This window comes from Caballeronia sp. LZ062, assembly GCF_031450785.1.
In the GTDB taxonomy this organism is placed as follows: Bacteria; Pseudomonadota; Gammaproteobacteria; order Burkholderiales; family Burkholderiaceae; genus Caballeronia.
This window is the reverse complement of record NZ_JARTWB010000002.1, coordinates 1,861,274-1,885,967: the sequence shown is the minus strand read 5'-3', so window position 1 is coordinate 1,885,967 and position 24,694 is coordinate 1,861,274. Positions and strand designations below refer to the sequence as shown.

24 protein-coding genes, 1 other RNA gene and 1 riboswitch are annotated in these 24,694 nt (G+C 66.1%); of the genes, 11 read left to right on the top strand and 14 right to left on the bottom strand.

What is annotated here, in order from left to right:
- Positions 1-35 precede the first annotated feature (35 nt).
- The 5 genes from P9239_RS14900 to P9239_RS14880 form a co-directional block, all read right to left on the bottom strand.
- Positions 36-761 (bottom strand): SIMPL domain-containing protein, encoded by a 726-nt coding sequence (locus P9239_RS14900; RefSeq protein ID WP_309754071.1) that lies wholly within the window; start codon positions 759-761, stop codon positions 36-38.
- A gap of 67 nt (positions 762-828) precedes the next feature.
- Positions 829-1,299 (bottom strand): EVE domain-containing protein, encoded by a 471-nt coding sequence (locus P9239_RS14895; RefSeq protein ID WP_309752117.1) that lies wholly within the window; start codon positions 1,297-1,299, stop codon positions 829-831.
- Positions 1,300-1,390: 91 nt separating this feature from the next.
- Positions 1,391-1,573: non-coding RNA, 6S RNA (ssrS, locus tag P9239_RS14890), on the bottom strand.
- A 105-nt stretch (positions 1,574-1,678) separates the two neighbouring features.
- Positions 1,679-1,993: a cell division protein ZapA gene (locus P9239_RS14885; protein WP_175939686.1), complete on the bottom strand. Its 315-nt coding sequence runs from the start codon at positions 1,991-1,993 to the stop codon at positions 1,679-1,681.
- Positions 1,990-2,379, bottom strand: coding sequence for an ATPase (locus P9239_RS14880; RefSeq protein ID WP_309752114.1), 390 nt, complete (start codon positions 2,377-2,379; stop codon positions 1,990-1,992). The genes P9239_RS14885 and P9239_RS14880 overlap by 4 nt, the downstream gene beginning before the upstream one ends.
- A 227-nt stretch (positions 2,380-2,606) precedes the next feature.
- Positions 2,607-2,902: riboswitch (cobalamin riboswitch) on the top strand.
- Between the two features lie 84 nt (positions 2,903-2,986).
- Here P9239_RS14880 and P9239_RS14875 point away from each other — a divergent pair.
- The 6 genes from P9239_RS14875 to cobC are packed head-to-tail and all read left to right on the top strand — an operon-like array spanning position 2,987 to position 9,065.
- On the top strand, positions 2,987-4,873 hold the full coding sequence (locus tag P9239_RS14875) for a TonB-dependent receptor domain-containing protein (RefSeq protein WP_309752112.1): 1,887 nt from the start codon (positions 2,987-2,989) through the stop codon (positions 4,871-4,873).
- A 35-nt stretch (positions 4,874-4,908) separates the two neighbouring features.
- On the top strand, positions 4,909-5,907 hold the full coding sequence (locus P9239_RS14870) for a FecCD family ABC transporter permease (protein ID WP_404980089.1): 999 nt from the start codon (positions 4,909-4,911) through the stop codon (positions 5,905-5,907).
- Positions 5,904-6,683: an ABC transporter ATP-binding protein gene (locus P9239_RS14865; protein ID WP_309752110.1), complete on the top strand. Its 780-nt coding sequence runs from the start codon at positions 5,904-5,906 to the stop codon at positions 6,681-6,683. The genes P9239_RS14870 and P9239_RS14865 overlap by 4 nt, the downstream gene beginning before the upstream one ends.
- 12 nt (positions 6,684-6,695) lie before the next feature.
- The gene (gene cobT, locus P9239_RS14860) at positions 6,696-7,748 is read left to right on the top strand and encodes a nicotinate-nucleotide--dimethylbenzimidazole phosphoribosyltransferase (RefSeq protein ID WP_309752108.1); all 1,053 of its coding nucleotides are present in this window, start codon (positions 6,696-6,698) and stop codon (positions 7,746-7,748) included.
- Between the two features lies 1 nt (position 7,749).
- The gene (locus tag P9239_RS14855; protein ID WP_309752107.1) at positions 7,750-8,511 is read left to right on the top strand and encodes an adenosylcobinamide-GDP ribazoletransferase; all 762 of its coding nucleotides are present in this window, start codon (positions 7,750-7,752) and stop codon (positions 8,509-8,511) included.
- The gene (gene cobC / locus P9239_RS14850) at positions 8,496-9,065 is read left to right on the top strand and encodes an alpha-ribazole phosphatase (RefSeq protein ID WP_309752105.1); all 570 of its coding nucleotides are present in this window, start codon (positions 8,496-8,498) and stop codon (positions 9,063-9,065) included. Before P9239_RS14855 ends, cobC begins: the two co-directional genes overlap by 16 nt.
- Positions 9,066-9,072: 7 nt before the next feature.
- Here the strand turns inward: cobC and P9239_RS14845 are convergent, their stop codons facing one another.
- Positions 9,073-9,921 (bottom strand): cobalamin-binding protein, encoded by an 849-nt coding sequence (locus P9239_RS14845; RefSeq protein WP_309754067.1) that lies wholly within the window; start codon positions 9,919-9,921, stop codon positions 9,073-9,075.
- Between the two features lie 164 nt (positions 9,922-10,085).
- Here P9239_RS14845 and P9239_RS14840 point away from each other — a divergent pair, with 164 nt between their 5' ends.
- Positions 10,086-10,403, top strand: a complete 318-nt coding sequence (locus P9239_RS14840) for a hypothetical protein (protein ID WP_309752103.1) — start codon at positions 10,086-10,088, stop codon at positions 10,401-10,403.
- A gap of 174 nt (positions 10,404-10,577) precedes the next feature.
- On the opposite strand, the gene cobD is transcribed toward P9239_RS14840, so the two are convergent.
- From cobD to cobU, 3 genes are read right to left on the bottom strand one after another with little or no spacing between them, the layout of a single operon-like run.
- The gene (cobD, locus tag P9239_RS14835) at positions 10,578-11,573 is read right to left on the bottom strand and encodes a threonine-phosphate decarboxylase CobD (protein WP_309752101.1); all 996 of its coding nucleotides are present in this window, start codon (positions 11,571-11,573) and stop codon (positions 10,578-10,580) included.
- The gene (gene cbiB / locus P9239_RS14830) at positions 11,566-12,507 is read right to left on the bottom strand and encodes an adenosylcobinamide-phosphate synthase CbiB (RefSeq protein WP_309752100.1); all 942 of its coding nucleotides are present in this window, start codon (positions 12,505-12,507) and stop codon (positions 11,566-11,568) included. Before cbiB ends, cobD begins: the two co-directional genes overlap by 8 nt.
- Positions 12,508-12,520: 13 nt before the next feature.
- Positions 12,521-13,069: a bifunctional adenosylcobinamide kinase/adenosylcobinamide-phosphate guanylyltransferase gene (cobU, locus tag P9239_RS14825; RefSeq protein WP_309752098.1), complete on the bottom strand. Its 549-nt coding sequence runs from the start codon at positions 13,067-13,069 to the stop codon at positions 12,521-12,523.
- A gap of 56 nt (positions 13,070-13,125) precedes the next feature.
- Here cobU and P9239_RS14820 point away from each other — a divergent pair, with 56 nt between their 5' ends.
- On the top strand, positions 13,126-14,598 hold the full coding sequence (locus P9239_RS14820; RefSeq protein ID WP_309752096.1) for a cobyric acid synthase: 1,473 nt from the start codon (positions 13,126-13,128) through the stop codon (positions 14,596-14,598).
- Between the two features lie 5 nt (positions 14,599-14,603).
- On the opposite strand, the gene P9239_RS14815 is transcribed toward P9239_RS14820, so the two are convergent.
- The gene (locus tag P9239_RS14815) at positions 14,604-15,020 is read right to left on the bottom strand and encodes a PaaI family thioesterase (protein WP_309752093.1); all 417 of its coding nucleotides are present in this window, start codon (positions 15,018-15,020) and stop codon (positions 14,604-14,606) included.
- A 175-nt stretch (positions 15,021-15,195) separates the two neighbouring features.
- Between P9239_RS14815 and P9239_RS14810 the strand changes: the two genes are divergently transcribed.
- The gene (locus P9239_RS14810) at positions 15,196-15,822 is read left to right on the top strand and encodes a ParA family protein (RefSeq protein ID WP_309752091.1); all 627 of its coding nucleotides are present in this window, start codon (positions 15,196-15,198) and stop codon (positions 15,820-15,822) included.
- Between the two features lie 57 nt (positions 15,823-15,879).
- On the opposite strand, the gene panD is transcribed toward P9239_RS14810, so the two are convergent.
- From panD to P9239_RS14790, 4 genes are all read right to left on the bottom strand, one after another.
- Positions 15,880-16,266: an aspartate 1-decarboxylase gene (gene panD / locus P9239_RS14805; protein WP_250499116.1), complete on the bottom strand. Its 387-nt coding sequence runs from the start codon at positions 16,264-16,266 to the stop codon at positions 15,880-15,882.
- Between the two features lie 14 nt (positions 16,267-16,280).
- A complete protein-coding gene (panC, locus tag P9239_RS14800; RefSeq protein ID WP_309752087.1) occupies positions 16,281-17,114 on the bottom strand; it encodes a pantoate--beta-alanine ligase in 834 nt (277 codons plus the stop codon).
- Positions 17,115-17,186: 72 nt separating this feature from the next.
- Positions 17,187-18,014, bottom strand: coding sequence for a ScpA family protein (locus P9239_RS14795; protein ID WP_309754065.1), 828 nt, complete (start codon positions 18,012-18,014; stop codon positions 17,187-17,189).
- Positions 18,015-18,073: 59 nt separating this feature from the next.
- Positions 18,074-18,262 (bottom strand): DUF3460 family protein, encoded by a 189-nt coding sequence (locus P9239_RS14790; RefSeq protein ID WP_175940608.1) that lies wholly within the window; start codon positions 18,260-18,262, stop codon positions 18,074-18,076.
- Positions 18,263-18,675: 413 nt separating this feature from the next.
- Between P9239_RS14790 and P9239_RS14785 the strand changes: the two genes are divergently transcribed.
- Both P9239_RS14785 and P9239_RS14780 read left to right on the top strand, forming a co-directional pair.
- Positions 18,676-20,481, top strand: a complete 1,806-nt coding sequence (locus P9239_RS14785) for an autotransporter assembly complex family protein (RefSeq protein WP_309754063.1) — start codon at positions 18,676-18,678, stop codon at positions 20,479-20,481.
- A gap of 34 nt (positions 20,482-20,515) precedes the next feature.
- Entirely contained in the window at positions 20,516-24,625 is a 4,110-nt protein-coding gene (locus P9239_RS14780; RefSeq protein ID WP_404980090.1) for a translocation/assembly module TamB domain-containing protein, read from the top strand.
- Positions 24,626-24,694 lie beyond the last annotated feature (69 nt).

The following is a 24,694-nucleotide window of genomic DNA, read 5'->3' as shown; positions in this document are numbered from 1 at the left end:
GCGGGACCGCGACTGCGGTCTCGCAAGACAGACGATCAGCGACCCATCTGCACCGAGCCGGACACGTCTACCGTCACCGTCGTGGTGCCGGCTTCGAGCGCCATCGGCGCGGCCATCTTGGCATCGGCGTTCATGGCGCGCGATTGCATCATCATCACCGGGCGCGGCGCCACGCCGCTATGCCCCACGTTCACCTCGCGAATCGAATAGCTGCTGTAGCCGAAGGCTTGCGAGGCGGCTTGCGCCTGCTTGCGGAACGAATCGATAGCCTGCGTCGAGAGCTTCTGCTCCGCAGCGCGCTGCGCTTCCGGCGACAGCGAGAACGTGACGTTGCCGACCTGCATCGACGCGCTCATCTTGCCCGCGAGCTTCGATGCCGCCGCGAAGTCGTGCGATTCGAGCACGATCTCCGTGCGCCCGCGCCATGCGGAGATCTTGCCGTCACGGTCGGTCGACGGATACACGGTGAACGAGCCGCTTTTCGCGGTGACGCCATCCACACCCTTCGCTTCGCGCAACGCAGCTTCGGCGCGCTGATTCAGCGTCGCGGTGAGCGACGAGGGATCGGCAGCTTCCTGCTCGTAGAAGAGCGTGATGGTGACGACATCCTGCGGCACTTGCGCGCTTGCCTGCGCCGAAAGCGAAAGCACGCCCGCAGGCTGCGGATTGGCGATGACCGTCTGCGCGGCAGCGGTGGCGGAATAGGCGAGAGTGGCGCTCGACATCGCGAGGGCGAGGACGGCGGCGGTTTTCTTGTTCATCATCGAAGGACTCCAACGCAAGGCGTCGCGTGATTCGCGACCGCACTTAGGCGGCCCATTCGCGCCCTTAGTTCCGGCCTTCGACGAGGCGTTCGGTAATAAAGCGCCACTCGTCCTCGGTCACCGGCGTGATCGACAGCCGGTTGCCGCGCGCGAGCACCTGCATGCCGGCAAGTTCCGCGTGTTCGCGCAGTTCGGCGAGCGCAATGAGCCGCGTCTTCTTGACGAAGCGCACATCGACGAGCATCCAGCGCGGCGTGTCCTGCGCGGATTTCGGATCGTAGTAGGCGCTTTTCGGATCGAACTGCGTGGGATCGGGATACGCCGTCGAGCAGACCTTCGCGATGCCCGCGATGCCCGGCTCGGGGCAGCTCGAATGATAGAAGAGCACGGCGTCGCCAATCTGCATCTGATCGCGCATGAAGTTGCGCGCCTGATAGTTGCGCACGCCGGTCCACGGCAGCGTCTTCTTGGGCGCGTGCGCGAGATGATCGATGCTCGCTTCGTCCGGTTCGGACTTCATCAGCCAGTAGCGCATGAGTTCGCGTGCAGGACGTTCAGTGCAGTTTTGGGCGATGCAAACAAAAACGGCACCGGTAAAAACCGATGCCGTTCATGCTTCGAGGAATAAGGTCCCCGCCACAGCCGCTAGGCCGGCATCCTGAACCTGGGTTCAAGATTGGTCGCGGTAAGCAACACTTCGGGTACATCAGACAGAGTGACGCGCGCGCCCGTGCTGCAACGTTCCGCAACCGTGCCAATGTAGCATTGGTTCAAGGAATATATGACCTTGGCGTACCAGGCAGGGAGACCTCACTGTACACCAAACGTTTGGTCCTTGCAGCCCCTTGCCTGCGTTTCTCGCGGTATCTTTTTTTGATTGACACCGCAACGCTGATTAGATCAGCGCATGGCGCTCAGTGCGCTTCATATTGCGCAATGACAGCGCCAAGCTGCTCGTTCATGGAGTGCATCGTGCGGCGGATTTCTTCCGCGGGGAATGCTTCGCCGTGACGCACGCTTTCCTGCAGTTTCAGCAATTCGGACGCCAGCGAAAGCGCGGCCATGACTGCGATGCGGTCGGTACCGCGCACGCTGCTGGCGTTGCGCACCTTGTTCATCTCGGCATCCACGCGGGCTACGGCTTCGCGCAGCGCGGCTTCGGTTTCCGGCGAGCACGCGAGGCGATACTGCTGGCCAAGAATGGATACTTCGATCTGCGTGGTCGTCATGCCTTCTCTCCTTGATGATGCTCGCCGTGCACTTCTTCCGCGTGCGCATGTTCGTGCTGCGCTTCGCGCGATGCGCCAGCTTCGGCGTTGAGAAGATCGAGCTGATTTTCACTCTCGGCATGATGCGCTTTCGCGCGCGGCAGCTTTTCGAGGATCGCGTTCAGGCGCACTTGCGCGTCGTCGATTTTCGCGGACAGCGAATCGCGTTCGCCTTGCAGCGCGTCGCGCTCGTTGCGAACCTGCACGAGTTCGGCCTGAACATTCGCGAAATCGGCGCGCAGTTGTTCGATTTGTGCTTCGAGCGCGAGACGCGCCTGATTGTGGCGCTCGCTGATCTTGATCAGCCGGCCGATGTTTCCTGACAGTGATTCGAGTTCGTTGAGCATGTGCTGCGTCCTCTAAAGACCTGGCATTTTAGCGCGGTTCAACGGAGCTTCCGATAATTGTCTCGTTTCGAGACGTAACAACACGCGATCTTGCGCGCATCGCCCTGTATTCATGTGTGGAATGGCCCGCGCTCGACGTATCCGCATACGCGACGGACGGCGCAAGGTCGTCGTTCAACCTTCGCGATGAGCGGGCGCGCGTTCTTGACGGCCCTCATGCGCGCTCCTACACTTGCCGCACTTTTGGTGCTCGCGCCGCCTCTCTTGCGGCGCAGTCAAACGGGAAACAGGAAGCGCTGTCTCGCACGAGCGGCACGCGCCAACCTGTGCTGCCCCCGCAACGGTAAGCGACCGCAACGCAAGTTGCAAGTCGTCCCTCGCGCGTTTCTCATCACAGCTCCGGACTTGTCCACTACACGAGCGAGACTGCAAGAAGCGTGTCGGTGCCACTGTGCTTTTAAGCGCGGGAAGGCGGGACGATGCGTCGCCAGCCCGGATACCGGCCAATCGTCCAGCGCGCCGATGCCCTGCAAGCCGGCGCGTGCGTCGCGCACAGACCTCGCGGGGAGCGGGGCACGCGCCAGTCTCCAACGGGAACGCTCCACACATGGTCTTGCCTTCGTCCGGCCTCATTCGTCGCGCCGCGCGTGTCGTCGTGTGCGCCGCTGCGAGTGTGCCGCTTGCTCAGGCCGCGCACGCCGATTCCGCGCCCGGCTTGTCCGATCCGCCGTCGCAGACACTCGCGCCCGTCGTCGTCACCGCGACGCGCAGCGCGCAACCGCTCGCCGATTCCATCCCGCAAGCGACGCTCTTCGACGCGCAGGACATCGCCGACAGCAACGCGGACGATGCGCTCGGGCTCATTGCGCTCGCACCGGGCGTGCAGATCACGCGCAACGGCGGGCCGGGCGCGACATCGGGCGTCTTCATACGCGGCGCGTCGTCGACGCAATCGCTCGTGCTCATCGACGGCGTGCGTGTCGAATCGGTCTCGCTCGGCGCGGCGCAGTTGTCCCAACTGATGCTCGATCAGACCGGTCGCGTCGAAGTGGTCAACGGCAACGTGTCGGCGCTGTATGGATCGAACGCGATCGGCGGCGTCGTGCAGATCTTCACGAAGGAGGGCGAGCCGCATCGGCCGCGCTTTCATTTCGAAGCCGAGTACGGCAGCTATCACACGCAGCGGCAATCGGCGGGCGTGGATGGCGCGCTCGATGCCGACGGCCGCACCACGTTCAGCCTGAGCGTGTCCCGCGAAAAGACCGACGGCTTCTCGTCGATCGATCCCGCGCTCGCGCCTGCCGCGAATCCGAACGCGAACGGTTATCTGAATGAAAGCGTCGCCGCGACGCTGCGCCACAAGTTCAGCGACACGTGGGACGCGGGCGTGCGCTTTCTGCAATCGAACGGCGTCAACAGTTTCGACGATCCCTACGGCGTCCCGACCGATCTCAACGAATCGCATGATCGCGTGCGGTCCGCGTCGGTGTTCGCAAACGGCAAGCTGACCGACAACTGGACGACGCACTTCACCATCGCGCAGGGACAGGACCGCGCGAACATCGAGCAGAACGGCGTCTACACGAGCCGCTTCAACTCAGAGAATCATCAGTATCTGTGGCAGAACGACTTCCGGCTCACGGACGCGCACAAGTTGGTGTTCGGCTACGAGCATCTCGACCAGTCGCTCGATTCGGACCAGTTGAGCGCGCCGGACCGGCATGTGAACTCGGTGTTCGCGGGCTACGTGGGACGCTTCGGCCCGAGCGAAGTGCAGGCCAACGTGCGCCGCGACCAGTATTCCGACTTCGGCGGCGCGAACAGCTACTATCTGGGCTACGCGTACAACCTCGACGCGCACTGGCGCGCAAGCGCGAGCTACGCGGCGTCGTTTCGCGCGCCGAGCTTCGACGATCTCTACTATCCGTTGAGCGGCAATGCGTCGATACAGCCGGAGCGCAGCCATTCGGCCGAGGCCGCGTTGCAGTACGCATCGGAGAAGATCGGCGTGGTGCGCGTGACCGCGTTCGAGACGCGCTATTCGAATCTGATCGACTACGTGAACGACGGCAGCGGCTTCTATATCGCGCAGAACGTCGGGCGTGCGAAGGTGCAGGGCGTCGAGGGATCGTGGGCCGGGCACGTTGGCGCAACCGACGTGCGCGCGAGCGTGACGTTCCAGAATCCCGTCGACGAGACGAATCACGAAGACCTCACGCGTCGCGCGCGGCGTTTTGCGTCGCTGTCGGCGCATCGGTCGATCGGGCGCTGGCGCGTGGGCGGCGAATGGATCGTAAGCGGCGCGCGCAGCGATTACGATTCGACGCTCGCGGGCTACGGCGTCGTCAATCTATCGGCGCAGTACGACATCACGAAGTCGTGGTACGTGAATGCGCGCATCGACAACCTGTTCGACCGCAACTATGAACTGGCTTACTCGTACAACACGCCGCGTCGCGGCGCTTACGTCACGATCGGCTGGCATCCGTCGTGAGCCGCGCCGCTGACGCGCGCCGCCCGATGAAGGCGATGCACGCAACGCGCGCCGCCGCGATCTGGCTCGCGCTGGGCGCGGCGGTCGTCATCGTGCTGGCGGCATCGCTCGCGCTCGGAAGCGTCGCGCTGCCGCCGACGCGTGCCATCGCCGCGCTGCTGCACGTGCACGCGGCCACGCATGACATCGCCGACGAAATCGTGCTTAACCTGCGATTGCCGCGCGCGCTCGCGGGCTTCGCGTCGGGCGCGCTGCTCGCGCTCGCCGGGGCGCTGCTGCAAGTGCTGCTGCGCAATCCGCTCGCCGAACCGTACGTGCTTGGCGTGTCGGGCGGCGCGGCGGCGTTCGCTCTTTCCGCGATGCTCGCGTCGATGCCGTGGTGGGGCGTCGATCTCGCGGCGTGCGCTGGCGCGTTGGCATCCATCGTTCTGGTGCTCGGCCTTGCGCGCACGCACGTGTGGCACGGCGAGCAGGACGCTTCGCCACGGCTCTTGCTCACGGGCGTCGTGGTCGCGGCGGGCTGGGGCGCGCTCATCACGCTGATACTCAGCATCGCGCCGGAGAACCGGCTGCGCGGCATGATCTTCTGGCTCACCGGCGACCTCAACGGCGCATCGACGCCGTGGCCCGCGATGATCGCGCTCGGCGTGGCGCTCGCCTTGATCGTGCCGTGCGCGCCGCAGTTGCACGTGCTGTTGCGCGGCGAAGCCACGGCGCGTTCGCTCGGTGTGCCGGTCGAACGCCTGCGGCTGCGCGTGTATCTGGTGGCATCGCTCGCGGCGGCGGCTGCGGTGACGACGGCAGGAACCATCGGCTTCGTCGGGCTCGTGGTGCCGCATTTGCTGCGGCTCGCGTTCGGCAACGACCAGCGTATGCTCGTGCCCGCCGCCGCGCTCGCGGGCGGGCTCGCCGTGATGAGCGCGGACCTCGCCGCGCGCACGGTCATCGCGCCGGCGCAGTTGCCGGTGGGTGTCGTCACGGCGCTGATCGGCGTGCCCATGTTTCTGTGGATGCTGCTGCGAAGACCGCGATGAAGCCGCTCTCTGTCGACAACCTCGTGCTGCGCGCGGGCGCCCGAACGCTCGTCGACGGCCTTTCTGCGACCATCGCGGCGGGCGAAGTCTGGTGCATCGCGGGGCCGAACGGCGCGGGCAAGACCACGCTCATCGGCGTGCTCGCGGGGCTCGCAAAGCCGGCGTCGGGCGCGATCACGCTCGGCGGCCGGGCGCTCGCGTCGTGGCGCGCGGCGGACCTCGCCCGCGAACGCGCGCTGATGCCGCAAAGCACGCACGACGCCTTCAGCGCGACCGTGCTCGACACCGTGCTGCTCAACCGCTTTCCGTATCTGACGGGCTGGGGCTGGGAAAGCGAAGACGACCGCGCCGCCGCGCACGCGGCGCTCGATGCGCTCGGTCTTGCAGACCTGGCTTCGCGCGACGTGCTCACGCTGTCCGGCGGCGAACGTCAGCGTGTGGCGCTCGCCGCCGTGCTCTGTCAGCAAGCGCCGCTTCTGCTGCTCGACGAACCGCTCGCGCATCTGGACCTGCATCATCAGATCGACTGCCTGCATGCGCTCGCCGCCGCCGCGCACGACGAAGGACGCGCGATCGTCTTTTCGTGCCACGACCTGAACCTCGCGCGCCGCTTCGCCACGCACGCGCTCTTGCTCGACGGCAAGGGCGGCGCGCATGTCGGCGCCGTCGCCGACGTGCTCACGCCTGCGCGGGCGAGCGCGGCGTTCGGCTATCCGCTGATATTGATCCGCGATGGCGAGCATGAGGCGCTCGTGCCTTCGCTTCACCCATTCTGACGAGGAACGCCGATGTCCACTGCTCACGCGCTGCCCAAGCCCCGCCCGCTCGACCGCAGCATCGAACCGGAACTGCGCCGCATCATCGACATGAAGACGAAGCCGCCCGGCAGCCTCGGCCGGCTTGAAACGCTGGCGCTGCAAATGGGCGTGATCCAGCAGACGACGAAGCCGCGCATCGAGCGTCCCGCGATGATCGTCTTCGCGGGCGATCACGGCATCGCGGCTGAAGGCGTGAGCCCGTATCCACAGGAAGTGACGGCGCAGATGGTCGCGAACTTTCTCGCGGGCGGCGCGGCGATAAACGCGTTGTCGCGCTCGGTCGGCATGGCGCTCGAAGTGGTCGATGCGGGCGTCGCCACGCCCATTTCGATCGACCACGGTTACGAACGCTTGTCGCTCGGCCTCGGCACGCGCAACTTCGCGCACGAACCGGCGATGGCGCGCGAAACGGCGCTCGAAGGCATCGCGCGCGGCGCGGCACGCGTGCGGCATCACGCGTCGCTCGGGACCAACGTGATCGGCTTCGGCGAAATGGGCATCGCGAACACGTCGGCGGCGGCGTGTCTGATGAGCCGCCTGTGCGCGCTGCCTATCGACGAATGCGTCGGGCGCGGCACGGGCCTCGACGATCGCGGCCTCGCGCATAAACGCGATGTGCTCGGGCGCGCGCTGGCATCGCAGGCAGCGAATGACGACGCCATCGACACGCTCGCCACCTTCGGCGGCTTCGAGATTGCGATGATGACGGGCGCGTATCTCGCGGCGGCTGAAGCGCGCATGACGATTCTCGTCGATGGTTTCATCGCCACTTCCGCGCTGCTCGTCGCGTCGCGGATCGCACCGGAAGTGCGCGAGTATTGCGTGTTCGCGCATGCATCGAACGAAGCGGGACATCGGCGTATGCTCGCGCATCTCGACGCCGCGCCGCTCCTGGAGCTGGATCTGCGGCTCGGCGAAGGTACGGGCGCGGCGCTCGCGCTGCCGATCTTGCGCGCGGCGGTCGCGTTCGTCGACGAAATGGCGAGCTTCGATTCGGCGGGCGTCTCGAACAAGCCCGCCTGACATGAACCGGCCGCTCGACGAACTGCGCTATTTCTTCACGGCGCTCGGCTATTTCACGCGTGTGCCGGTGCCGCGCTGGGTCGGCTTCGAGCGCGACTATCTGAACGCGGCGGCGCGGTACTTTCCGCTTGTCGGCGCGATGGTCGGCGGCGTCGCGGCGCTCGTGTATCTTGCCGCGCTGCGCGTGTTTCCTGCGGGCGTCGCGGTGCTGCTTTCGATGGCCGCGACGCTCATCTTCACCGGCGCGTTCCACGAAGACGGACTTGCCGATTGCGCCGATGCCTTCGGCGGCGGCTACACGCGCGACGACGTGCTGCGCATCATGCACGATTCGCGCATCGGCGCTTTCGGGGCAATTGCGCTCGTGATCGCGTTCGCGCTCAAGTGGCAAAGTCTCGGCGCGTTGCCACCGATGCGCGCAGGAATCCTAATGATCACCGCGCATGCCGCGAGCCGAACGGTCGCCATCAGCTATCTAGTCACGCTCGACTACGTGCGTGCCGAAGGCAAGGCGAAGCCCGTCGCGCAGCGCATGAGCGCGACGTCCTTCGCGGTCGCGATGCTGTTCGGCTTGCCCTGGCTCTTTTGCATCGGCTGGAAGTTCGCTTGCGTCGCACTTGCCGTGCTGGCGCTGCTGCGCGTGATGGCGGGCCGCTACTTCGTGCGGCGCATCGGCGGTTATACGGGCGATTGCCTCGGCTGCGCGCAGCAGATTCTCGAAATCGCGATCTATCTCGTCGGGCTCGCATGGACCTCGTATTGATTCGTCACCCGGCCGTCGCGGTCGATGAAGGCACGTGCTACGGCCAAACTGATGTGCCGCTTGCCCGCGATGCGCGCGATTCGGCGCACGAAGTTGCGACGCGTATGCGTTCGCTCGATGTTCCCGCGTGCGTCGATGGATGGCACACGAGCCCTCTCCGTCGATGCGCTTTGCTGGCCGCGGCGCTCGGCCCGGCCCGCATCGACGCGCGGCTCGCCGAACTGCATTTCGGTGCATGGGAAGGCCGCGCGTGGAACGATATCGACCGCGCGCTCATCGACGCGTGGGCCGCCGATATCGAGCACGCGCGTCCGCACGGCGGCGAGAGTCTCGCGCAGTTCAGCGAGCGCGTGACCGGATGGTTCGATGACACGTGCGCCGATGCTTCGAGTGCGGTGCATGTGGTGGCGCACGCGGGCGTCGTGCGCGTGCTCGCGGCGCATCTACTCCGCGTGGATCGGGCGAGTGCGCTGCAATGGCCGCTCGCGTTCGGTGGGATCGTGCAGTTTCGTCGGTTCGATACGGGGTGGGGGCTTGTGCGGTGGAACGCGTAGGGCGTGCTTAGCGCCGCTTGCGCGCCACATCCAGATCGCGACAAAGCTGCGCCGCGCCGAGCGCAAGCCGCGGCGTCGGCCGATTGATCAGATCGCCGTCGATGCCGAACAGATTGCCACGCGCGACCGCCGTCATCGACGTCCATTGCTTCCACCGGTCGAGCGCGGGCAACGGGCGATCGGGCTTCGTCGCGCCGGGCGTCGCGGTGACGATCGCTTCGGGATTCGCGGCGAGCACGGCTTCGGTCGAAACGGTCGGCACGCGCGGCGCTTCGGCAGCGAACACGTTCACGCCGCCGCATAGCCCGATCACTTCGCTGAACACGTTGTCGCGATTGAGCGTCATCAGCGGATCGTCCCAGACCTGATAGAACACGCGCACCGGCGGCAGTTGCGCGTACTGCGCGCGCAGCGCCGCGATGTCGCGAGTGAAAGCCGTCGATGCGGCGCGCGCCGTGTCTTCCGTGCCGAGCAGCGCGCCGAGCTTGTCGATGCTGGCGGCAATATCGGCAAGACGCTTCGGCTCGCTGAAATAGAGCGGGATGCCGAGCGCCTTCAACTTGTCGGTCTGACGCGCGGCATTGACGTGCCGCCACACGACGATCAGGTCCGGATGCAGCGCGACGATCCGCTCCAGATCGAGCGCCTTGTTGTCGCCGACGCGCGGTATCGTCTGCGCTTCCTTCGGATAGTCGCTGTAGGTCACCGTGCCGACGATGCGCGCGCCGCCGCCCGCCGCAAACAGCAACTCGGTGACGTGCGGCGCGAGGCTCACGACGCGCGTCGCGGGCGCGGTAAGCGTCACGGGGGCGCCGGTGTCGTCCGTGACGGTGAGCGACGCGTGCGCGTGGTTCATCGCAAAGACGGCGGCGCATGTAGCTGCATAGCGGTTCCACTTGCGCGCGTTCATGTGGCGATTTTCGTGCGCGCCGGAAGCGTCATCGAAGCGCCCGTATGGCCGCTGACGGTCGGCGCGATCCACCGCGAAGACGGCGGCGCATGAGAAGAGACGCAGTTTCCATGTGCGCGCGTTCATCCGGCGATTTCCGTGGCGTTGAAAGCGTCAACAGAGCACTCGCGTGGCCGCTGACGGTCGGCGCCATTCATCGCCAACCCGGCGACGCATGCGATGAGACGCAGGTTGAAAGTGCGCGCATTCAATCGGCAACCTCGGTGGCATTGGAAGAGTCCAGAGCGACGGTGTGGCCGGTGATGGTCAACGGGCTCCATCCCGAAGCCGGCGACGCATGCGATGAGACGCAGGTTGCATGTGCGCGCGTTCATCCGGCGATTTCCGTGGCGTTAGAAGCGTCCACAAAACGCCCAAATGGCCGCTGAGTGTCGGCGCGTTTTATCGCACAGACGGCGACGCATGAGTAGGGACGTGTGAACGCGTTCATCCGGCGATCTCCGTGGCGCTATAAGCGTCAACAAAGCGCCCGTGTGGCTGCAGGCAATCAGCGCGATCTATCGCCAACCCGGCGACGCTTGGGCAAAGATTCAGGCGCAAGTTCATCCCGCAATCTCCGCGAGCGCGCGTTCGAGCCGCGCCCAGTCGCCTTCGCTGCCCGGCAGACCGATGCGCAGACTCGGCGTGATATCGGGCGGCTCGAAGAGCCGCGTCCAGATGCCGCGCGTCGCCAGTTCGTGTTGCAGCGCGGGCGCGCGCGGCGTCGGCGTCCATGTGAACAGCGGCGTGCCGCGCACATCGAACCCGTGTCGCGCGACCATCGCGGCAAGCCGCGCGCCGTCGCGCTGCAAACGCTCGCGTGTCTCAAGCTGCCACGCAAGATCGCCGAAGGCAGCCATCACCGCATGCCGCGCCGGTCCGCCGACGGTCCACGCGCCCAGCATGTCCCGCAACGCGTCGAGCAAGGCAGGCGCGGCGAGCACGAAGCCCGCGCGGATGCCCGCCAGCCCGAAGAACTTGCCGACCGAGCGCAGCACGACGAGTCCATCACGTGCTGTTTCGCTGGCAAGCGATGCACGTGGATCGGCGTCGGCGAAGGCTTCATCGACAATCAGCGTTCCCCCGCGCGAAGCCAACTGCGCGTGCCAGCGCAGCAGCGTTTCGCGGTCGAGCCGCTCGGCGGTCGGGTTGTTCGGATTGGCGATGATCACGTGATCGAGCGACGCAGGCGGCTCCGCGCAGCCGACATCGAGCGGCTCCACGCGATGCCCCGCGCGCACGAACGCCGGCGCGTATTCGCCGTATGTCAGCGGCGCGATGCCGATCGTGCCGCGTTCGAGCAGATATGGCAGCGCGCGGATGGCCGCTTGCGAGCCCGCCACCGGCAACGCGAGCGGCGCGCCGTAGTAACGCGCTGCGCAATCGGCGAGACCGTCGTCGTCTTCGGGCAGGCGCCGCCACGCGTCGGGCGGCACGGCCGGCACCGGATAGCCGCGCGGGTTAATGCCCGTCGAAAGGTCGAGCCAGTCGTCGAGCGCAATCGAATAGCGGCGCGCGGCTTCGCGCAGATTTCCGCCGTGGAGAATCGGATCAGGCATTCGTCGTCACACTCAAAACAGCGAGGACCAGAAACACGGCGAGCCACAGCAGCACCGAACGGTCGATGAGCCGCAGCGCCGCGACGACATGCCGGGGCGTCGCGTTGTGGCCCGCGCCGAGCGTCGGCCGCGCTTCCAGCACGCCGTGATAGACCGCCGCGCCGCCAATCAGCACGTTGAGGCTGCCCGCGCCCGCGGCCATCACGGGACCGGCGTTCGGGCTGTCCCACGAGCGCGCCTGCGTGCGCCAGCAGTGCCACGCCATGCCGGTGTCGCCCGTGAGCGCGTAGCTCGCCGCCGTGAGGCGCGCGGGAACGAAGTTGAGCACGTCGTCGAAGCGCGCCGCCGCCCAGCCGAAACGCAAATAGCGCGGCGTGCGATAGCCCCACATCGCGTCGAGCGTATTTGCTAGCCGGAACGCGAGCGCGCCCGGCCCGCCCGCGACCGCGAACCAGAAGAGCGCGCCGAAGATCGCATCGTTGCCGTTTTCCAGCGCCGATTCGACCGCCGCGCGCGACAGCGCCAGCTCATCCGCCTGCGACGTGTCGCGCGACACGATGCGCGACGTGAGCGCGCGCGCGCCATCGATATCGCCGAGACTGAGCGCCCGTGCAATCGGCGCGATGTGCTCGCGCAGGCTCTTTGCGCCGAGTGCGAACCACAGCAGCATCACATGCACGATGCACGCATACGCGAACGGCAGCACGCTCACCAGCAGCCACGCGATGCAAACCGGCGGCGCCACCGCGGCGATCCACGCGAGAATGCCCGCCGGCCGCGCGCGACGCCCGGTGTTGAGCCGCGCTTCGAGCTTCGTCGCGAAGTTGCCGAAGGCGACCAGCGGGTGCCGTCCGCGCGGCTCGCCGAAGATGCGATCGACGATCACGCCGAGCACGGCGAGCAGCGACATCGCGTAGACGGAAAGAAGAAGCATGGCGTTCTGACCTTCAGCCTTTGAGCCCGAGCGGCAGGCCCGCGACCATCAACATGGCGCGCGTGCTCGCCGCCGCGACGCGCTGATTCAGCCGGCCGAGTTCGTCCACGTAAAGGCGCGTGACCGAGCCGAGCGGCACCACGCCGAGCCCGATCTCGTTGCTCACGACGATGACCTTGCCGCGCGCATCGGCGAGGGCGCGGTCGAAGGCATCGAATGCTTCGATGGCGGCGGGCGGCAGCGTGGCGGGCTTGTCGAACACGGAATCGGAAGGGCAGAGCAAGTTGGCGAGCCAGAGCGTCAAACAGTCGATCAGCACACAGTGCCCCGCGCGGTCCGCCTCGCGCAACGCGCCCGCGAGATCGAGCGGCGCTTCGACGAGCGTCCAGTGCGCGGGCCGGCGCGCCCGATGATGCCGCACGCGCTCGGCGAACTCCGCGTCGCCGATACGCGCCGTCGCGATGTAGGTGACGGGCAGGCCGCTTTCTTCGGCGAGGCGTTCGGCGTGCGCGCTTTTGCCGGAGCGCGCGCCGCCGAGGATGAACGTGAGGTCGGGGGTCATCGCAATATTGTACTGACGGGCTAAGATAGCGCGTCGTTCTTCATGGGAATCCTCCGATGCCCTTCACTCCGCGCGGGACTTTAATGATTCAGGGCACCACGTCCGATGCCGGCAAGAGCACGCTCGTCGCGGGCCTGTGCCGTCTCGCGCGGCGCGGCGGCGTGCGCGTCGCGCCGTTCAAGCCGCAGAACATGGCGCTCAACAGCGCGGTGACGATCGACGGCGGCGAGATCGGCCGCGCGCAGGCGTTGCAGGCGGTGGCGGCGGGCGTGCCGGCGCGCATCGACTTCAATCCGGTCCTGCTCAAGCCGACGAGCGATCGCGGCGCGCAGGTCATCATCCACGGCCACGCGCACGCCAATCTCGACGCGCGCGCCTATCACGCGTACAAGAGCATTGCCTTCGATGCCGTCCTGCAGTCCTACACGCGCTTGCAGGCCGAATTCGATGCCATGATCGTGGAAGGCGCGGGCAGTCCCGCCGAGATCAATCTGCGCGACCGCGACATCGCGAACATGGGCTTCGCGGAGCGCGTCGATTGCCCTGTCGTGCTCGTGGCGGACATCGATCGCGGCGGCGTGTTCGCGCATCTGGTCGGCACGCTCGCGTGTTTGTCGGAGAGCGAGCGGGCGCGCGTGCGAGGCTTCGTCATCAACCGGTTTCGCGGCGATATCGGGCTGCTAAAGCCGGGGCTCGACTGGCTCGAAGCGCAGACAGGGAAGCCCGTGCTCGGCGTGCTGCCCTATCTGCACGGCCTCACGCTCGATGCCGAAGACATGCTGCCGCGTGATTCCCGGACGCAGAGCGAACGGGCCGCGCTGAAGGTGATCGTGCCCGCGCTGCCGCGCATCAGCAATCACACGGACTTCGACGCGCTGCGGGCGCATCCTCAGGTCGATTTCGAATACGTGCGCGCGGGCGTCGCGCCGCCGCCTGCCGATCTGATGGTGCTGCCGGGGTCGAAAAGCGTGCAGCGCGATCTCGCCTGGCTGCGTGAGCACGGCTGGGATCGCGCGATCACGCGGCATCTTCGATACGGCGGGAAAGTGCTCGGCATCTGCGGCGGCATGCAGATGCTCGGGCGCGAGATCGACGATCCGGATGGCGTGGAAGGCGCGGCTGGGCGTGTTTCGGGTCTCGGTCTGCTCGATCTGTACACGGTGCTGACGCCGCAGAAGCAATTGGAAAACGTGAGCGGGCGCTTGCTGATCGATTCGAATTCAGCGACCGTGCGCGGCTACGAGATCCACATGGGCCGCACGCGCGGCGCGGCGCTGGATCGGCCTTTGATCGCGCTGGATTCGGGGCGCGTCGATGGCGCGGTATCGGACGATGGACAAATCGCCGCGACGTATCTGCACGGCGTCTTCGATACGCCCGAAGCCTGCGCCGCGCTGCTCGCGTGGGCGGGCGTCGATGATGCCGCGCCGCTCGATTATCCGGCGCTGCGCGAGGCGTCGCTGGAGCGGCTCGCGGATGCGTTCGCGCAGTCGCTCGATCTGGATGCGGTGGCGGGGTTGTTCGCCTAGACGCGTCAATACAAGATCATCTGCGTACACCGAAACATCGCGATCAGCTTGCCGTCGCCGTTCGTCACCGTCGCGTCCCACACGTGCGTGCTGCGTCCGAGATGCACCGCGCTCGCCTTCGCGACGATCTTTCCCTCGCGCGCCGTCGAAACGTGGTTGCTCTTGAGTTCGAGCGTCGTAAAGTTCTGCGCCTTCTCCGGCAAATGCGCGATGCATGCGTAGCCGCAGCACGTATCCGCGAGCCCGACGACGGTCGCCGCGTGCAGAAAGCCGTTCGGCGCGAGCAGTTCCGGGCGGATCACGAGTTCGCCGGATAGCGCGCCTTCATCGAGCGAAAGCAACTCGATGCCGAGCAGATCAGGCAGACGGCCTTTCTGGCGGTTGCGCAGGAAATCGAGCGTGACGTCGGGGCGAAGTGGCATGAGCGGTCATCCGTCAAGAGAGGAAAGAGCGCGCGCCATAGGCCAACCGGCCAGCGTGCCGCGCGTGTCGTTTGCCGATATTATCAACGGCTCGAATCATGTATTCGTTCTAAACGACGAAACCGTGCGCGCCTTTCGCACTTTCTCGCGCGCCGAACAAATATCAGGACATTTCATGACCGTGATCGTGGTGGCAAATCCGAAGGGCGGCGTCGGCAAAAGCACGCTCGCAACCAACCTGGCGGGCTATTTCGCCGCGAACGGCGAATGGGTCGCGCTCGCCGATCTCGACAAACAACGTTCCGCGCACGGCTGGCTCTCGCTGCGCGTCGATACGCTGCCGAAAATCGAGCAATGGGGCGTCGATCCGGACACGCCCGCGAAGCCGCCCAAGGGACTAGAAAAAGCCATCGTCGATACACCCGCCGGCGTGCACGGCAACCGGCTCGCGCTGGCGCTGCAACTGGCCGACAAGGTCATCGTGCCGTTGCAGCCATCCATGTTCGACATTCTCGCGACGCAAGACTTCCTCACGAAGCTGGCGAAGGAAAAGGCGGTTCGCAAAGGCTCGATTCAGGTGGGCGTGGTCGGCATGCGCGTCGATGCGCGCACGCGCTCGGCCGAGCAATTGCATCGTTTCGTGGGAGGGCTGGACTTGCCGGTGCTGGGCTTTCTGCGCGACACGCAAAACTATGTGCAACTCGCCGCGCACGGCCTCACGATTTGGGATGTCGCGCAAAGCCGCGTCGAAAAAGATCTGGAGCAGTGGCAGCCAATCATCGACTGGGCGCAGAAGAAATAAATAAGCCGGCGCTCCATGACGGATGCGCCGGCTTCATGCGGGCAAATCTCCGACGATTTACGTCCAGTTTTGCGTCGGCACGTGATCGCGGCTGCCCTTGATGCGATTGTTCTCATCGACGAACACGAGATTCGGCTTCCAGCCCGCCGCGATCTCCTTTTCGTCCACCTGCGCGAATGCCGCGATGATGACGAGATCGCCCAGTTGCGCGCGCCGCGCCGCCGACCCGTTGAGCGAGATCATGCCGCTGCCGCGCTCACCCTTGATCGCGTAGGTGGTCAGGCGCTCGCCGTTGTTCACGTTCCAGATGTCGATCTGCTCGTTCTCCAGGAGATTCGCCGCTTCGAGCAGATCTTCGTCGATGGCGCACGAGCCTTCGTAGTGCAGCTCGCAGTGCGTGACCGTCGCGCGATGGATCTTCGATTTGAGCATGGTGCGTTGCATGTTGCTGACTTCCTTCAGATTTCCAGATTGTCGATGAGGCGCGTCGCGCCGAGCTTCGCCGCCGCGAGCACGACGAGCGGCGCATCCGCGTCCGCCTCGCCCGGCGCGAGCAGGTCGGCGCGCTTGCGAACGCTCACGTAGTCGGGCTTCCAGCCGCGCGCGGCGAGCGCGTTCATGGCGTCGCGTTCCAGCGCGGCGACATCGCGATTGCCTGACAACACGGCTTCGCGCACGCGCTGCAGTTGCGCGGCAAGCTGCGGCGCCTCCGCGCGCTCGGCAGGCGACAGAAAGCGATTGCGCGAAGAGAGCGCGAGGCCGTCTTCGTCGCGCACTGTTTCGGCGGCGACGATTTCCGTCGGCAGCGCGAACTGGTGGCACATCTGCCGCACGATCATCAACTGCTGATAGTCCTTCTTGCCGAATACGGCGACGCGCGGCTGCACGCACGACATCAGCTTCATCACGACGGTGCACACGCCATGAAAGAAGCCGGGGCGGAATTCGCCTTCGAGAATGTCGCCGAGGTTGTGCGGCGGATGCACGCGATACTGCTGCGGCTCCGGGTACATGTCCTTTTCGGTCGGCGCAAAAAGCACGTAGACGTTCTCGCTTTGCAGCTTCTCGATGTCGTCCTGCAGCGTGCGCGGATATTTGTCGAAGTCTTCGTTCGGGCCGAATTGCAGGCGGTTCACGAAGATGCTCGCGACCACGGGATCGCCGTGCTGGCGCGCGAGCCGCATCAGCGAGAGATGGCCTTCGTGAAGATTGCCCATCGTCGGGACGAAGGCGGTTCGGTTCTGGCCGCGCAACTGGTCGCGCAGTTCATGGATCGAGCTGATGACTTTCATCGAGCGGGTGTCTCCTGGCGGGCGGCGTAAACATCGGCTGCCCCGGGGCAAAGGTGGGAGAAAATCGGGTTCTTAGGCAGGAGAGTACGCCAGCCGCACGTAGATGGGCGCATACGGCTCGGCCTGCGTGATTTCGAGCAGCGATTCGCGCGACAGCTCCAGCATCGCGATGAAGTTCACCACGACCACCGGCACGCCGCGCGACGTATCGAAAAGCTCCGTGAACTCCATGAAGCGCGCGCTTTGCAGGCGGCGCAGGATGATGCTCATGTGCTCGCGCACCGAAAGCTCTTCGCGCGAAATCTTGTGATGCTGCACGAGCTTCGCGCGCTTGATGACGTCGGCCCAGGCGGCGCGCAGGTCGTTCATGTCGACGTCCGGGAAGCGTTGCACCGACGCCTGCTCGATATACACCTCCGCGCGCAGGAAGTCGCGGCCGAGTTGCGGCAACTGGTCGATGCGCTGCGCCGCGAGCTTCATCTGCTCGTATTCGAGCAGCCGCCGCACGAGTTCGGCGCGCGGGTCTTCGGCGTCCTCGCCGGTGTCGGCCTTCTTCACCGGCAGCAACATGCGCGACTTGATCTCGATGAGCATGGCCGCCATCAGCAGATATTCCGACGCCAGTTCCAGATTCGACTGGCGAATCTGGTCCACGTAGCCGAGATACTGCGCGGTGACATCCGCCATCGGAATGTCGAGCACGTTGAAATTCTGCTTGCGGATCAGGTAGAGCAGCAGGTCCAGCGGGCCTTCGAACGCTTCCAGAAAGACTTCGAGCGCGTCGGGCGGAATGTACAGATCCGTCGGCAGCTTCCAGAGCGGCTCGCCGTACAGATGCGCGATCGCGACGCCGTCGATCGTGTCGGGCGTCGAATCGGTCGCGGGCGCGGCGAGCGCCACGTCGCGGCTTTCGCGTGCATCTTCCCGCGCTGCTTGCGGCTCCTGGCCGGCGCTCACGTTCAGAAGTTCTGGTAGTACACGTAGGGCGTCTGCTTCACGCGCGAGGTTTGCTGACGCGCGCGCTCGTCCAGATCGACGGGCTGCTTGTCCCACAAGAGCGCGCGGCCGCGGCGCTGTTCGTCTTCCAGCGTGGGTTTCTGCGCTTTCAGCTGATTGATGAACTGGGTGATGTCCGACTGATACATGATGCGGCTTCCGTTGAGTCGATTCGGTTCGATGAAGGGCGGCGCGCCGGTCGGCGATTGCCTGAAGGCTGCGGGCCAGGCTGGCGGCGCGCGCGTGCGTCGGCGATTTTACCGCAAGCCAGGGCGCGGTCCACGCCTATCCGCCCGTTCGGCGGCTCGTGTGTGGAACCCGCTGGTGCCTCGCGCCGTCCAACGGCGCACGGCCGTAAGCCGCAAGGCGCTTTTTTACGTGCCCGGGCGCATCGATGTGGTGAAATAGCGCCTGCGCCGTGCGGCGCGGCGACGCGCCGAACCGCGCGAAGCCGGCGCGAAAGCCGCACTCGCTGGACCGCTTCACCTTTCGATTCCACTCATCCCGATGCCGGAGGTCACGTTTGGCGGGGCGTTTGTCTGATTCGCTGCGCGCGCTGCGCGGCCTGGCCGCAAGATCGCGCACAGCGGAACCGTTTGCGCCTCCCGGCCGCAACCGGCGGGCTGCCGTCGCGGGGTCCCGTTTCGCATCGGCGGCAGTCGCGGCATTTTTATCGCTGGCCGCCGCGACGCCCGCTTTCGCGAAATACGACGTGGACATCGACGCGCCGCGCAGCATCAGGAAGCTGCTGAAGGATCACCTCGATCTCGCGCGTTTCGCCAAGCGCGACGACGTCAGCGACGACCAGTTCCAGTTTCTCGTCACGGCCACACCGAAAGACGTGCGCGATCTCGTCGCGACCGAAGGGTATTTCACGCCCGTCGTGCGCACGGACGTCAACAGCGCGGGCGAGAAGCGTTCGGTGAAAGTCAGCGTCGATCCCGGTCCGCAGACGAAGGTTGCCTCGGTGCAGCTCAACTTCACGGGCGCGGTGGCCACGGAAGATCGCACGCAGGAAAACGCCGCGCGTTTCGCGTTTTCGATCAACGAAGGCGACGCCTTTTCGCAACACGCCTGGGACGACGCGAAGAGCGCGGCGTTGCGCGCGCTGCAATCGCGCCGCTATCTCGGCGCGCGCATAGTGCGCTCGCAGGCGCGCATCAATCCGCGCACGCAGATGGCCGATCTCTCGGTCACGTTCGACAGCGGCCCGACCTTCACCTTCGGCAAGCTCGACATCAGCGGCACGAAGCGTTATCCGCAGAAGATCATCGAGAACGTGAATCCGATTCACGAAGGCGAAATCTACGACATCGCCCGCGTCAACGAATTGCAGCGGCAGGTCCAGAACACGCCGTATTACGCGAGCGTTGCCATCGACGCGAGCAACGACGTCACGAAGCCCATCGAGACGCCGCTGCATATCAAGGTGAGCGAGTATCCGTACAACAGCGTGCGCTACGGCGTCGGCTATGCGACGGACACGGGCTTTCACATTCAGGGCGCCTACAGCTATCTGAACACGTTCGGCGCGGCGTATCCGTTCACCATTTCCGGCCGGCTCGACCAGACGCAGCAGTATGGCCGGGTGCAGCTCGCCATGCCGCCGGATTCGCGCGGCTGGGTCAACGCGGTGTTCGGCTCGTACACGATCACGGACGTCTCCGACACGAAGATCTACAGCTCGCGCGTCGGCGTGCAGCGTTCGCGCTCGACGCAGAACATCGACACCACGTATTCGCTGACGTTCTACGACGACCGTCTCACGCAGAACGAGCCGAACCCGTCGACGGCGCGCGCGCTCGTGCCCGCGTGGACGTGGGTGCGCCGCGATGTCGACGATCCTTTGTTCCCGCGCCGCGGCAACGTGATCCGGGCGGAAGCGGGCTTTGCGGTCAAGAATGTGATGACGGATCAGACCTTCGCGCGCCTCTACGCGAACGCGCAGCAGTACCTGCCGCTCGGCAAGAGCGATCTTTTCGTGTTCCGCGCCGAGTTCGGCGGCGTGTTCACGAGCGGGCCGTCGAGCGGCGTGCCCGCGTCGCTTCTGTTCCGCGCGGGGGGCGCGAATTCGGTGCGCGGGTATAGCTATCTGGGCATCGGCCACAATGTCGCCGGTTCGGTGTTGCCGACCAAGTACATGGTGACGGGAAGCAGCGAGTATCAGCACTGGTTCACGCACGACTGGGGCGGCGCGGTGTTCTTCGACATCGGCACGGCGACCGATACGTGGAGCGAGCGCGTGTTCCAGCCGGGCGTGGGCGTCGGCGCGCGCTGGCGCAGCCCGGTGGGGCCGGTCAACGTGGACGTCGCATACGGCCTGAAGAACAAGAGCATCAAGCCGTATCTGACGCTCGGCATCGCGTTCTGAGGATGTCATGAGCGATCTCCCCGACAACGAACGCATGACGGAACCCGACACGCAAGCAGGCGGCAACGGCAATGGCAACGGGCAAGCGCCGAACACGCCGCCGCGCCGCAGCGGCGGACGGCGCTTGCTGCGCTGGCTCGCGGCGTTGGTGCTGGTCGCGCTGATCATCGTCGTGCTGGCGCTCGGCACGGTCTTCCTCGCGCTCACGACCGAGCCCGGCACGCGTTATCTGTGGCAGGCGGCGACGTCGCTTCTCGGCGGCCGGCTCACCGGCAAGCTGGACGGCGGCGCGGTCGCCACGGGCCTGCAACTGCGCGATGTCCACTGGAAGAGCCTGGACGGCAAGGGCACAGACATCGCCGTCGACAGCGTCTCGGGCCGCTGGTCGCTCACGCGCGATCCGCTGCGCTTCACCATCGACTATCTGCATGTCGGCACCATCGACGCGCGCATCGCGCCGTCGAACGAGCCGAGCAAGAAGACGGAACTGCCGAAGGACCTTCGCCTGCCGATCCAGCTCGCGATCCGCGACCTGAGCGTCGAAAAATTGCGGCTGCATCAGGCGACGACGACAACCGAATTCTCGCGCCTGCTCTTCAACGGGCGCAGCGACGGCCAGCATCACGAAGCAACGGTGCAGCGGCTGGAAACGCCGTTCGGCTCGGTGACGGCGGCCGCGAAGCTCGACGGCGGCGCGCGTCCGTTCCCGCTCACGGGCGACGCGACCTACGCGGGCAAGGTCAGCGGCGAGACGGTGCAGGTCGGCGCGCGCCTTTCCGGTTCGCTCGAAGACCTCGTCGCCGACGTGAAGGCGAGCGGTCTGAAGCTCGCCGGCCAGGCGCACGTCGAAGCGACGCCGTTCGCCGACGTGCCGCTCAAGCTCGCCATCGTCACCGCCGATCACATCAATCCGCAGGCGTTTAGCGCGGGCGCGCCCGCCGCCGATCTCGCCGTGCGCGCCGAACTGAAGCCGGAGCCGGACGCGAAGATCTTCGTGGTGAGCGGGCCGGTGTCCATCGTCAATGCGAAGCCCGGTTCCATCGACAAGAAGCTGCTGCCGCTCATCGACGCCCGCGCCGACGTGCGGCTCGACGCGTCGGCGCAGCGCATCGCGGATCTGAACGTGCGGCTTCTGAAGAACGCCACGATCACGGGCGGCGGCGCGCTGTCGGACGGCAAGGGACAGTTCGACCTGAACGTGGCGAAGCTCGACCTCAACGCAATCGAGCCGAGCGTGCGGCCGACCGACTTTGCGGGACCCGTGCGCGTCGTGCTGGCGGGCGATACGCAAACCGTCACCGCCGATCTGAACGATCCGCGCGCCGCCATCCGCGCGCAAGCGAAGGTGAAACTCGATCCGAAAGCGACCTCGCTCGACGACGTGAAGCTGATCGTCGGGAAAGGCCGCGTGGAGGCGAGCGGCGCGCTAAAGAAAGACGCGAATTCGAGCTACGACGTCAAAGCGAAGTTCATCGACTTCAATCCGCTTCTGCTGACGCAGCAACTGATCCAGCCGAAGCCCGCGGCGAAGAAAGCGCCGGCGCAGCGTGTGGTCGAAGCCCGCGTGAACGGCACGCTCGCGGCGACCGGGATGCTCGCCCCGACGCTCACCGCGAAAGCCACCTTCAAGCTGAACGACAGCACCTACGACAACTTGCCGCTCACCGGCGCAGGCACCGTGCAGGTGGCGGGTATGCGCATTCTGCCGAGCGCGGCCCAGCTTTCGGTTGCGGGCAACGATGTCGATCTGAACGGCAGCTTCGGCGCGCCGGGCGACCGGTTGCGCTTTCGCGTGAACGCGCCGCAACTGGAGCGGCTCGGCTTCGGCATCGCGGGTACGGTGAAGGCGGATGGCGATCTGACCGGCTCGCTCGCGCACCCGAACGTCGCGGCGAACTATCAGGCAGATGGCGTCGTGTTCGGCGCGAACCGGCTCGGCCATGCCGAAGGGCGCGCCGATATCCGCGACGGCGCCAACGGCGCGCTCGTCTTCACGCTAAAGGCGCGCGACGCGAGCACGACGGGCATCGAAGTCGCCACGCTCGACGCCAATCTCAACGGCACCCGCATGCAGCACACGCTCGCCGTCACCGCGACGGGCAAGGTGCAGGGGCAGGCGGTGAATCTGGCGCTCGGCGCGAACGGCAAGTTCACCGACGCCGCCGACGGCCCGCACTGGGACGGCACCATCACGAAGCTGTCGAACAAGGGCACGCCCTCGGTGAATCTGGAAGCGCCGCTCTCGGTGAGTTACGGGCCGAAGCGCATCGTGCTCGGGGCGACGCGGCTGGTCGCCGAGGGCGCGGTGCTCAACCTCAAGTCGTTCGCGCTGGAGAACGGCCGCATGCAATCAGCCGGCACGCTCACGAATCTCTCCGTGCCGCGTTTGATGGAAGTGCGGCGCGAGATGACGGGCGAAGAGTCGTCGCTGCGCACGGACCTCGTATTCGACGGCGACTGGAACTTCTCGCTCGGCTCGACCGCGACCGGCTACGCGCAGATCAAACGGCGCGCCGGGGACGTGTCTATCGACGGCACGCGGGGCGTCGCCGCGCTCGGCATTTCCGATATCGTCGCGCGTGCGAATTTCAGCGGCGGCAATCGCCTGAACGCGACGCTGCATGCGCAGGCGAGCCGCATCGGCGTGATCGACGCCAATGTGCACACGACGCTCGTCACCCGCGACGGCGTGCTCACCATCGCCGACGAAGCGCCGCTCACCGGCGCCATCGACGCGACTATCCCCGAACTGCGCACGACCGGTGGGCTGCTCGGCGCGAATTATCTGCTCGGCGGCAGGATCGCGCTGAAACTGACGATCGCGGGCATCGTCGCGAAGCCGACCGTGTCCGGTTCGCTGACGGGCGACAACGTGTCGGCGACGGTCGTCGATCAGGGCGTGCAATTGAAGGACGGCATCATCCGGATTGCGCTGTCGGAGAATCTCGTCGACTTCCGCCAGGTCGAGTTCCACGGCGCGAGCGGCACGTTGCGGGCGACGGGCAAGGTGCGGCTCGATCAAGAAGCGCCGGATCTGACGGCGAGCATCATCGCGGACAAGCTCGAACTCTTCGCCTCGCCGGACCGTCAACTGATGCTCTCGGGAAGCGCGAGCATTGCGAATGCGGGGCGGGAAGGCGGCATGGCGATTAACGGCAAGTTCGTCGTCGATCACGGACTCTTCGACCTGCCCGAAAGCTCGGCGCCCGCACTCGGCGACGATGTCGTGGTCATGCGTCCGGACGGCACGGTGAAGGGCGAGAACACGAAGTCGTTCGAAGCCGCGACGGAAAAGCCGGTCGGGCCGTTCACGCCGCGCGCCAACATCGATATCGATCTCGGGCAGCGGTTCCGCTTCAAGGGCGCGGGCGCGGATCTCGGGCTTGCCGGCACGATTACCGCGACGAGCGCGCCGAATCAGCCGTTGCGCGCGGTTGGCAACGTGCGCGTGACGCCCGGATCGACGTACACGGCGTTCGGCCGCAAGCTGAACATCGAGAACGGCTTCTTCACGTTCAACGGCCCAGTGACGAATCCCGGCATCAATATTCTGGCGATGCGCCGCAATCAGGAAATCGAGGCGGGCGTACAGGTGACGGGCACGGTGCAGTCGCCGGTGGCGAAGCTCATTTCGGAGCCAAACGTGCCCGACAACGAGAAGCTCTCGTGGTTGCTGTTCGGCCACGGCACCGATCAGGGCAACAATGTCGGTCAGCAGAGCGCGATGACGAGCGCGCTCGCGCTGATCGGCGGGTCGAGCGGCAAGCGCATTGCGCAGACTTTCGGGCTCGATGAGTTTTCCATCGGATCGAGCGAAGTCGGCCTGACGGATCAGCAGGTCGTGCTCATTTCGAAGGCGATCAACGAGCGGCTCGTGATCGGCTACGAGCAGGGGCTTCAGTCGGCGGCCAACGCGATCAAAGCGACGCTGAGCCTGTCGCGATTCTGGTCGGTGACGGCGTACGGCGGCACGTATCAGGGCGTCGACCTGTCGTACACGCGGCGGTTCAATTCGTGGATGCGGCTGTTTTCGTCGGCTACATCCGCGTCGACGGCCTCGGCGGACCAGCCTTCGGCGGCATCGGGCGCGTCGGGCGTGTCGGCGCCGTTCGGGGCATCGGCGACGGCGGTGGAATCGGATTGATCGGCGCCTCGCGCTGAAAGCAAAAGGGCACGCAGTTTTGCGTGCCCTTTGCGTATTGTCTGCCGCCGC

Coding starts and splice junctions, on each gene's coding strand:
- P9239_RS14900 (WP_309754071.1), bottom strand. CDS start 761: ATGAACAAGAAAACCGCCGCCGTCCTCGCCCTCGCGATGTCGAGCGCC.
- P9239_RS14895 (WP_309752117.1), bottom strand. CDS start 1,299: ATGCGCTACTGGCTGATGAAGTCCGAACCGGACGAAGCGAGCATCGAT.
- P9239_RS14885 (WP_175939686.1), bottom strand. CDS start 1,993: ATGACGACCACGCAGATCGAAGTATCCATTCTTGGCCAGCAGTATCGC.
- P9239_RS14880 (WP_309752114.1), bottom strand. CDS start 2,379: ATGCTCAACGAACTCGAATCACTGTCAGGAAACATCGGCCGGCTGATC.
- P9239_RS14875 (WP_309752112.1), top strand. CDS start 2,987: ATGGTCTTGCCTTCGTCCGGCCTCATTCGTCGCGCCGCGCGTGTCGTC.
- P9239_RS14870 (WP_404980089.1), top strand. CDS start 4,909: ATGCACGCAACGCGCGCCGCCGCGATCTGGCTCGCGCTGGGCGCGGCG.
- P9239_RS14865 (WP_309752110.1), top strand. CDS start 5,904: ATGAAGCCGCTCTCTGTCGACAACCTCGTGCTGCGCGCGGGCGCCCGA.
- cobT (WP_309752108.1), top strand. CDS start 6,696: ATGTCCACTGCTCACGCGCTGCCCAAGCCCCGCCCGCTCGACCGCAGC.
- P9239_RS14855 (WP_309752107.1), top strand. CDS start 7,750: ATGAACCGGCCGCTCGACGAACTGCGCTATTTCTTCACGGCGCTCGGC.
- cobC (WP_309752105.1), top strand. CDS start 8,496: ATGGACCTCGTATTGATTCGTCACCCGGCCGTCGCGGTCGATGAAGGC.
- P9239_RS14845 (WP_309754067.1), bottom strand. CDS start 9,921: ATGAACCACGCGCACGCGTCGCTCACCGTCACGGACGACACCGGCGCC.
- P9239_RS14840 (WP_309752103.1), top strand. CDS start 10,086: ATGTGCGCGCGTTCATCCGGCGATTTCCGTGGCGTTGAAAGCGTCAAC.
- cobD (WP_309752101.1), bottom strand. CDS start 11,573: ATGCCTGATCCGATTCTCCACGGCGGAAATCTGCGCGAAGCCGCGCGC.
- cbiB (WP_309752100.1), bottom strand. CDS start 12,507: ATGCTTCTTCTTTCCGTCTACGCGATGTCGCTGCTCGCCGTGCTCGGC.
- cobU (WP_309752098.1), bottom strand. CDS start 13,069: ATGACCCCCGACCTCACGTTCATCCTCGGCGGCGCGCGCTCCGGCAAA.
- P9239_RS14820 (WP_309752096.1), top strand. CDS start 13,126: ATGCCCTTCACTCCGCGCGGGACTTTAATGATTCAGGGCACCACGTCC.
- P9239_RS14815 (WP_309752093.1), bottom strand. CDS start 15,020: ATGCCACTTCGCCCCGACGTCACGCTCGATTTCCTGCGCAACCGCCAG.
- P9239_RS14810 (WP_309752091.1), top strand. CDS start 15,196: ATGACCGTGATCGTGGTGGCAAATCCGAAGGGCGGCGTCGGCAAAAGC.
- panD (WP_250499116.1), bottom strand. CDS start 16,266: ATGCAACGCACCATGCTCAAATCGAAGATCCATCGCGCGACGGTCACG.
- panC (WP_309752087.1), bottom strand. CDS start 17,114: ATGAAAGTCATCAGCTCGATCCATGAACTGCGCGACCAGTTGCGCGGC.
- P9239_RS14780 (WP_404980090.1), top strand. CDS start 20,516: ATGACGGAACCCGACACGCAAGCAGGCGGCAACGGCAATGGCAACGGG.